Origin of the sequence: Staphylococcus ureilyticus (assembly GCF_002902235.1) — a bacterium.
Lineage (GTDB): Bacteria > Bacillota > Bacilli > Staphylococcales > Staphylococcaceae > Staphylococcus > Staphylococcus ureilyticus.
This window is the reverse complement of the sequence record NZ_PPRL01000098.1, coordinates 1-7,359: the sequence shown is the minus strand read 5'-3', so window position 1 is coordinate 7,359 and position 7,359 is coordinate 1. Positions and strand designations below refer to the sequence as shown.

The window sequence follows — 7,359 nt, the reverse complement described above, 5'->3', positions numbered from 1 at the left end:
AGACGACAGTACTAACGTAGCAGATCAGAATGATGATAACGCTAATGTCGCTCAAGATGATGATGATTCTGAGGTTGCTGACTCTGAGGTCACTTCTGGTGAGACAACTACAACAACTCAATCTGACAATGAAGCACAAACTGAAAAAGTGAATACTTTAGATTCAGATATAAATACGTCACCAAAAACAGTTCAAGTCTATAAAAGTGAGGCAACACCAAAATTAAGAATGGCTAGATCAGTTAGTACACCAACTATAGCTACAAGATCAGCTGTCAGTACTAAATCTACATCTAAAAGTTCATTACCTAAATATACGCCAAAAGTAAATTCGTCAATAAATAATTATATTCGTAAAAATAACTTCAAAGCACCTAACTATGAACAAGATATCGCAAGTTATTTACCAAAATATCAGTATCGTTATGGTAAACCTGAAGGTATCGTTATGCATGATACTGCAAACGATAATTCAACAATAACTGGTGAAATAAATTACATGAAAAATAATTATAATAGCGCATTTGTACATGCTTATGTAGATGGTAATCGTATTATTGAAACAGCTAATACAGATTATTTAGCATGGGGTGCTGGTCCAGCTGCAAACGAACGCTTTATTCATGTAGAATTAGTCCATACTCATGACTATGATTCATTTGCTCGTTCTATCAATAACTATGCAGACTATGCAGCTACAAACCTACAATATTATGGACTTGCTCCTGATAGCGCTGAGTATGATGGTGTTGGGACAGTTTGGACGCATAAAGCTGTAAGTAATTATTTAGGTGGATCAGATCATATCGATCCACATGGTTATTTAGCTAATCATAATTATAGTTATGATGAACTTTATGATTTAATTTATGAAAAATATTTAATTAAAACAGGTAAAGCTGCCGCTTGGGGTTCTACGTCATCTGGAAGTACAAGTGGAAGCAAAAATGAGTCAAGTGGTTCTACTACAAAACCGTCTACTAATACTGGTAAATTAACAGTATCAACGAACAACGGTGTTGGGCGCATAAACACAAATAATGATGGATTATATACCACTGTTTATGATCAAAATGGTAGAAAAACAAGTAAAACGAATCAAACGTTAAAAGTTACAAAATCGGCGACTTTAGGAAACAAAAACTTTTACTTAGTTTCTGATTATAATAAAGGTAATTTAATTGGATGGGTACATCAAAGTGATGTAAGTTATAACTCTGCTAAGCCAGTTGCTAAAAATAATCAATCTTATAAAATCAAACCTGGTGAAGTGATTTATACTGTACCTTGGGGCACTAATTCTCAGAAAGCAGGCACAGTTTCAGGCAGCTCTAGTCAAACATTCAAAGCATCAAAACAGCAGCAAATTGGCAAAACAAATTATATTTATGGCACAGTAAATAATTTATCCGGTTGGGTAAGCTTAAGTAAATTAACTTCAACAAGTAAAACAGCTACCTCCCCTAGTACAAGTAATAATTTAACTGTCAATACGCTTATCAATCAACAAGGTACAGTCGCTAAAACAAATCATGGTGTTTATACATCCGTATATGATCAAAAAGGTATTCAAAAATCATATGTGAATGGTAAAACTTACAAATTAAGTAAAAAAGCTACATTAGGTAAAAATTCATTTTATTTAATTACAGATAACAAAACAAATACTAACCTAGGTTGGATGCAAACAGGTGACATCACTGTTAAAGAAGCAGTTACAAAAGCTACTGCTACTCCTACAACATCTGTTAGTAAAATCGGACAATTAAACACAAACAATTCTGGTATTAAAGCAACTGTTTATGATAAAAAAGGTAAAAATGCTTCTAAATTTGCTGGTCGTACGTATACTGTAACTAAGCAACGTACTCAAGGTAATAACACTTATGTGTTAATCCAAAATACAAAACAAAATACACCAATTGGTTGGGTTAATACTAAAGATATAAATACGCGTAACTTAAGCAAAACAAAAGCTAAAAATGGACAATATACTGTAAAAGCTACTAACAATGGCTTATATGCAATTCCATGGGGTACAAAAACTCAGCAATTAGATACCCAAAATAATATTAAAAACAGTAAATTTAACGCATCAAAATCTGTGTTTGTTGATAAAGACGAGTACCTATACGGAAACGTCAATAATAAAACTGGTTGGATTGCAGCTAAAGATTTGAATAAAACTCCAACACAATCAAAAATCACACCACAAAAATTCGACTATGTTATTTACAATGCCAATGGTAACTATTACCTTGATCCTAATGCTACAAAATCAGCTGGATCATTAAAAGGTTTCCATGAAAGCATCTTTACTGTTTTTGAAAAACAAATCATTAATGGGGTCACTTGGTATCATGGTAAATTATCGAACGGTAAAATTGTTTGGATAAAAGAAAGCGACTTACGAAAAGAGCTTGTAAAATACTATAAATCTAATCTTACTTTAGATCAGGCAGTAGCGTTACAACATGGTTTGAAATTCAAACCTCAAATTCAACGTACACCTGGAAAATGGGAAGATGCAACAAAAAGTGAGATTAAAAATGCTATGGATAGTAGTAAGCTTGCTAAAGATCCAACTCAAAAATACCAATTCTTACGCTTAGATAAATCACAAAATATTTCTGGTACTGATTTAGATAAACTATTAGTTGGCAAAGGCATATTAGAAGGACAAGGTGAGGCATTTAGTGAAGCTGCTAAAACTTATAACATTAATGAAGTTTATTTAGTTTCTCATGCCCTACTTGAAACTGGAAATGGAACTTCTAAGCTTGCTAATGGTGGTGACGTAGTAAATAATAAAGTTGTCACTAATGGCGCTAAAAAATATTACAATATGTTTGGTATTGGAGCCGTTGATAAAGATCCTGTAAAACAAGGTTTTGCTACCGCTAAAAATAATGGCTGGGATACTGTTAAAAAAGCAATTGTTGGTGGCGCTAAATACATTGCTAATTCATACATTAACCAAGGACAAAATACTTTGTATAAAATGCGTTGGAATCCTGATAATCCAGGCGTTCATCAATATGCAACTGATGTTGCATGGGCATCTCATAATGCTACACGTATTAAAGGTTTCTATGATTCAATGAATAAATTGGGCAAATATTTTGATGTAAACACATATAAATAGCATGAAATCATAATGTGTAAGTTTTAAAACACAAATAAACCTTAGGTCAAAATGCACCTAAGGTTTATTTGTTTATATAGTGCTAACATATTAAGTATCATTATACTATACAGTTTTGTAAACGTCATAGAAGCTTTTTAAATCTCTGTTATGACATATTGTTCTTTTCCAACATGAAAGCTTTTCCAATCATTGGATAGCTATTTTTTGTTTCTGTTTCTATACATTTTTGGTTCATTTGAATCCTATCATAAATTTGCATCATATTGCTGTGTTACATATTAAAATGATGCTGAAAATTTTAGCCATCATTTGCCATCTACTTGATATAATGATGATGCGTATTTAATTTATTTAATAAATAATTTAGATTTTCAATATCATTTGAAGTTAAGTTTTGACACCTTGCTTCTATCAAAGCCACCCTAACTTCGTTAATTTGTTGAACAAGTGCTTTTGTTTTTTCTGTAATCATTAAATCTTTACATCTTAAGTCTTTGTTTGACTGTTTACTAGTTATATAGCCCATTTGACATAATTTTTTGATCCATCTAGACACAATAGACTGTTCTTTGTTAATTTTCATTGTTAAATCATATTGTGATAACACATTATAATGATATAAAATCCTTAACATTTCTAACTGTTCTGAAGTTAAATCTGTGCGTTGGCCAAACCTTCTACTGACTAAATTTAAATCATTACTTGTAAGTGTAATTAATTGTTCTAGTTGTTTATACATGTTGTTTCATCTCCACTACTTTAATTAAAATGTTCAATAGCATTTAAATTTATTATTTTATTTTCTAATATTATAATGTTATTCCTCATAATATACAATAATAATCTACAAATCAGTCGGTTTTGTTGCATTTGTCATATGTTTTATAATAAATTAGTAACAGTGATTATAAATTTTACCTGCATATAAAAGGAGCAACCCTATGACACAGTTAAAAGAAAGAGATTATTTCTTCGACAATGCGAGAATGGTATTAATTTTTCTTGTTGTATTTGGTCATTTATTACAACCATATACTGAAGAAAGTAAATATCTTTCTTCACTTTATTTAACTATATATAGTTTCCATATGCCCTGTTTTTTATTCATCTCAGGTTATTTTGCTAAAAAAGCAGGCACAGCTGGTTATCTAGAGAAAGTTTCAAAAAAATTGTTAGTACCTTATTTTATTTTCTTTGGTTTTTTCACCTTTTACTATTATTTCACAGGAAAAGAAGACAGTGTTAAATTCGATCCCTTTGATCCTGTTTTTGCATTATGGTTTTTACTTACATTATTCTTTTTCCATGTCATATTAGTAATAGTAAAAGACTATAAACCTTATTTTGTATTACCTATATCTATTATTATTTCTTTATTTGCAGGTTACTCAGATAATATTGACAATTATTTAAGTTTTTCAAGAACAATCATGTTCTTCCCTATTTTTTATTTAGGTTATTTATTTACGAGTGAACATACACGTGTGTTAAGAAATAAGAAATTCATACCGGTCGCTGTTAGCATTTTACTCCTTTTTTATATCATTTATACCTTGCATCCTATAAATGCTGATTGGTTATTAGGTGATTCACCTTATATGTCACTGGAAGGTAAACAAGATTTATATAGTCCAATTAAACGTTTGCTATTATACTTTATTATTTTAATTACAATGTTTTCTTTCCTTAATTTAATACCTGAAAAAGAAAGATTTTTCACATACATTGGGCGTCGCACTATGTATGTCTATTTACTACATGGCATTGTAATTGGTATTATACGTGGTTTTAATATTTATCCGTTTAAAGACCACATCTCTATACTGACTTATATATATCTACTCTTATTTACTAGTATAATTGTATATGTATTATCAACTAGATTTATATCTAAGTGGACCAATCCAATTATTAACTTGCAATCCCCTTCGAATTTTAAAGATTAAAATAATTTCCAACCGATTTGTAGTTGGTTCAAATATGTTATGATGGTAGTAATTTGATATTTTAAGCTAGTCATACTTATTTAACTACAAATCGGTATTTTTATTTTGAGGTGAAAAACAATGAAGCTATCATTAAACGACAATTCTAAATTTTTAACAGCACCAAGTATTAGGCAATTTTCAAATAAAATTAAAGATATTGATGATTGTATCAATTTAACAATCGGTCAACCAGATTTTCCTATGCCTGATGTCGTAAAAAATGCATATATTACTGCAATAAAAGAAAATCAAACAAAGTATTCTCATAACAAAGGGTTACTTGAAACACGAAATGCAGTCAGTCATTATTTTAAACAGCGCTATGGTTTCCATTATAGCTCTGATGAAATTATTATTACAAATGGCGCTAGTGAAGCGTTAGACACAGCTTTGAGAAGCATTATTAACCCAGGTGATGAAATATTAATCCCCAGCCCTATTTATGCAGGTTATATCCCTTTAATTAAAACACTTGGTGGCGTTCCTGTATATATCGACACTACAAAAACAGATTTCAAAATAACACCTGAAGCAATCAAGCAAAATATATCGTCAAAAACAAAAGCAATTCTTTTAAATTATCCGACAAATCCCACTGGTGTTATTTTGACTTATGATGAAATTCATGCACTTACAGAAATGTTAAAAAATGAAGAGATTTTTATCATTAGTGATGAAATTTATGCAGAAAATACCTTTAATCATCAACACACTTCTTTTGCTGAATTTAAATCCATCCGTGATCAGTTATTGCTCGTCAATGGATTAAGTAAATCTCACTCTGCTACTGGGATTCGCATTGGTTTTCTAATAGGTCCAGAATATTTAATTGAAAAGTTAACATTTATGCATGCCTATAATTGTATATGTGCTAATGTACCTGCTCAAATAGCTTGTATAGCAGCATTAAACGAAGGATTAGATGCACCTCACTATATGAACAAAGCATATATTGAAAGACGAGATTTTTTAATCACAAAACTACAATCTTTAGGTTTTAAACTCGACGCTAAACCAGAAGGTGCTTTTTATATCTTCCCAAGTATTGAAAATTTCACAGAAAATGATTTTGATTTTTGCGTTGATGTACTCGAAAAAGCACACGTTGCAATAGTACCAGGTTCTTCATTTACAGACATTGGTAAAGGACATGTGCGTATTTCTTATGCCTATGAACTCGATGCATTAAAAGAGGCAATGAGAAGATTAGAACTTTATATAAAAGAACATTATGAATAACACCTTGTTATTTTGTATTTAAAATTTATTTATCAATGATTACTACGCTAACCTCCATATTCAACGTAGGCAGCCAAAAACTCAATTGAATATAATCATAAAATTTTAGTGTGATTAATATCCAACATTTGATTAGTCGGTATAATGATTTAATAAATCGAGAAACTGTATCAAATTGTTAATAATAGTAGGATTAATAAAGTGAATTTTTTAATGTGCTTATTATGCTGAGGATTATGAGGAAAACTTACTTAGAGATAACTACGCACTTAAGCAGAGGTAATTTTCTTAAAAATATATCTGTTAAGAAGTATGACATAAAAGAGGCTCGTAAATGAATTTCTAAAAATTCATTTACGGGCTTCTTTTATATTACGCTTTATATTTCAAATATGTGCATTTTATTGATAAATATTTTTTTCAGCAAATTTTTTCATTAATTTATAATATATATCTATATCTTCTGAACTCATATTGAACTGAGTTAACACTTCATCTGAAATTTGCTCAAATTTCTCTTTTAACACACTTCCCTTTTGTGTCAATTGTACTTTAACTCTACGTTCATCCTCTTCTGTTCTCATACGTTCAATTAGTCCTTTTTTTTCGAGTCTCTTAATAATTGGGCTTATTGTACCAGAATCTAAATATAATTGATCGCATAATGTCTTGATAAATACAGGATTTGAGTTTTCAATATATAACATCACTACATAATTTGGAAAGCTAATATCATACTGCTTTAGGTGTTTGTTAAATTTATTTACTATCTCTTTACTAGAAACATAAAACAGAAAACACATATCTTTCATAAGTTCTTTATTTTTATATTGTGTCATTCATTACTCTCCTCTGCCCTTTTTTATTATATTAATAGAAATTTTATTTTTGGTCAAATATAATAACAAAATGTTTAAAAGTTTTAACATTACTAGTATCAGTCAATAGAATATTCTGAAAACTAATTTTATCCAACTTACATGT

5 protein-coding genes are annotated in these 7,359 nt (G+C 29.9%); 3 read left to right on the top strand and 2 right to left on the bottom strand.

Features of this window, described 5'->3' with window-relative positions; genetic code table 11:
• Positions 1–3,145, top strand: a 3,145-nt coding sequence (locus tag CD150_RS10090; RefSeq protein WP_103161554.1) for a GW dipeptide domain-containing protein, incomplete at its 5' end; no start/stop codon positions are given.
• 319 nt (positions 3,146–3,464) lie between these two features.
• Here the strand turns inward: CD150_RS10090 and CD150_RS10085 are convergent.
• The gene (locus tag CD150_RS10085) at positions 3,465–3,887 is read right to left on the bottom strand and encodes a MarR family transcriptional regulator (RefSeq protein ID WP_046207911.1); all 423 of its coding nucleotides are present in this window, start codon (positions 3,885–3,887) and stop codon (positions 3,465–3,467) included.
• A gap of 202 nt (positions 3,888–4,089) precedes the next feature.
• Between CD150_RS10085 and CD150_RS10080 the strand changes: the two genes are divergently transcribed.
• Together CD150_RS10080 and CD150_RS10075 are read left to right on the top strand one after the other, a co-directional pair.
• Positions 4,090–5,094, top strand: coding sequence for an acyltransferase family protein (locus CD150_RS10080; protein WP_073342558.1), 1,005 nt, complete (start codon positions 4,090–4,092; stop codon positions 5,092–5,094).
• A 120-nt stretch (positions 5,095–5,214) separates the two neighbouring features.
• Entirely contained in the window at positions 5,215–6,375 is a 1,161-nt protein-coding gene (locus CD150_RS10075; protein WP_046207913.1) for an aminotransferase class I/II-fold pyridoxal phosphate-dependent enzyme, read from the top strand.
• A 401-nt stretch (positions 6,376–6,776) separates the two neighbouring features.
• On the opposite strand, the gene CD150_RS10070 is transcribed toward CD150_RS10075, so the two are convergent.
• Entirely contained in the window at positions 6,777–7,214 is a 438-nt protein-coding gene (locus tag CD150_RS10070) for a MarR family winged helix-turn-helix transcriptional regulator (protein ID WP_064209412.1), read from the bottom strand.
• Positions 7,215–7,359: the final 145 nt, after the last annotated feature.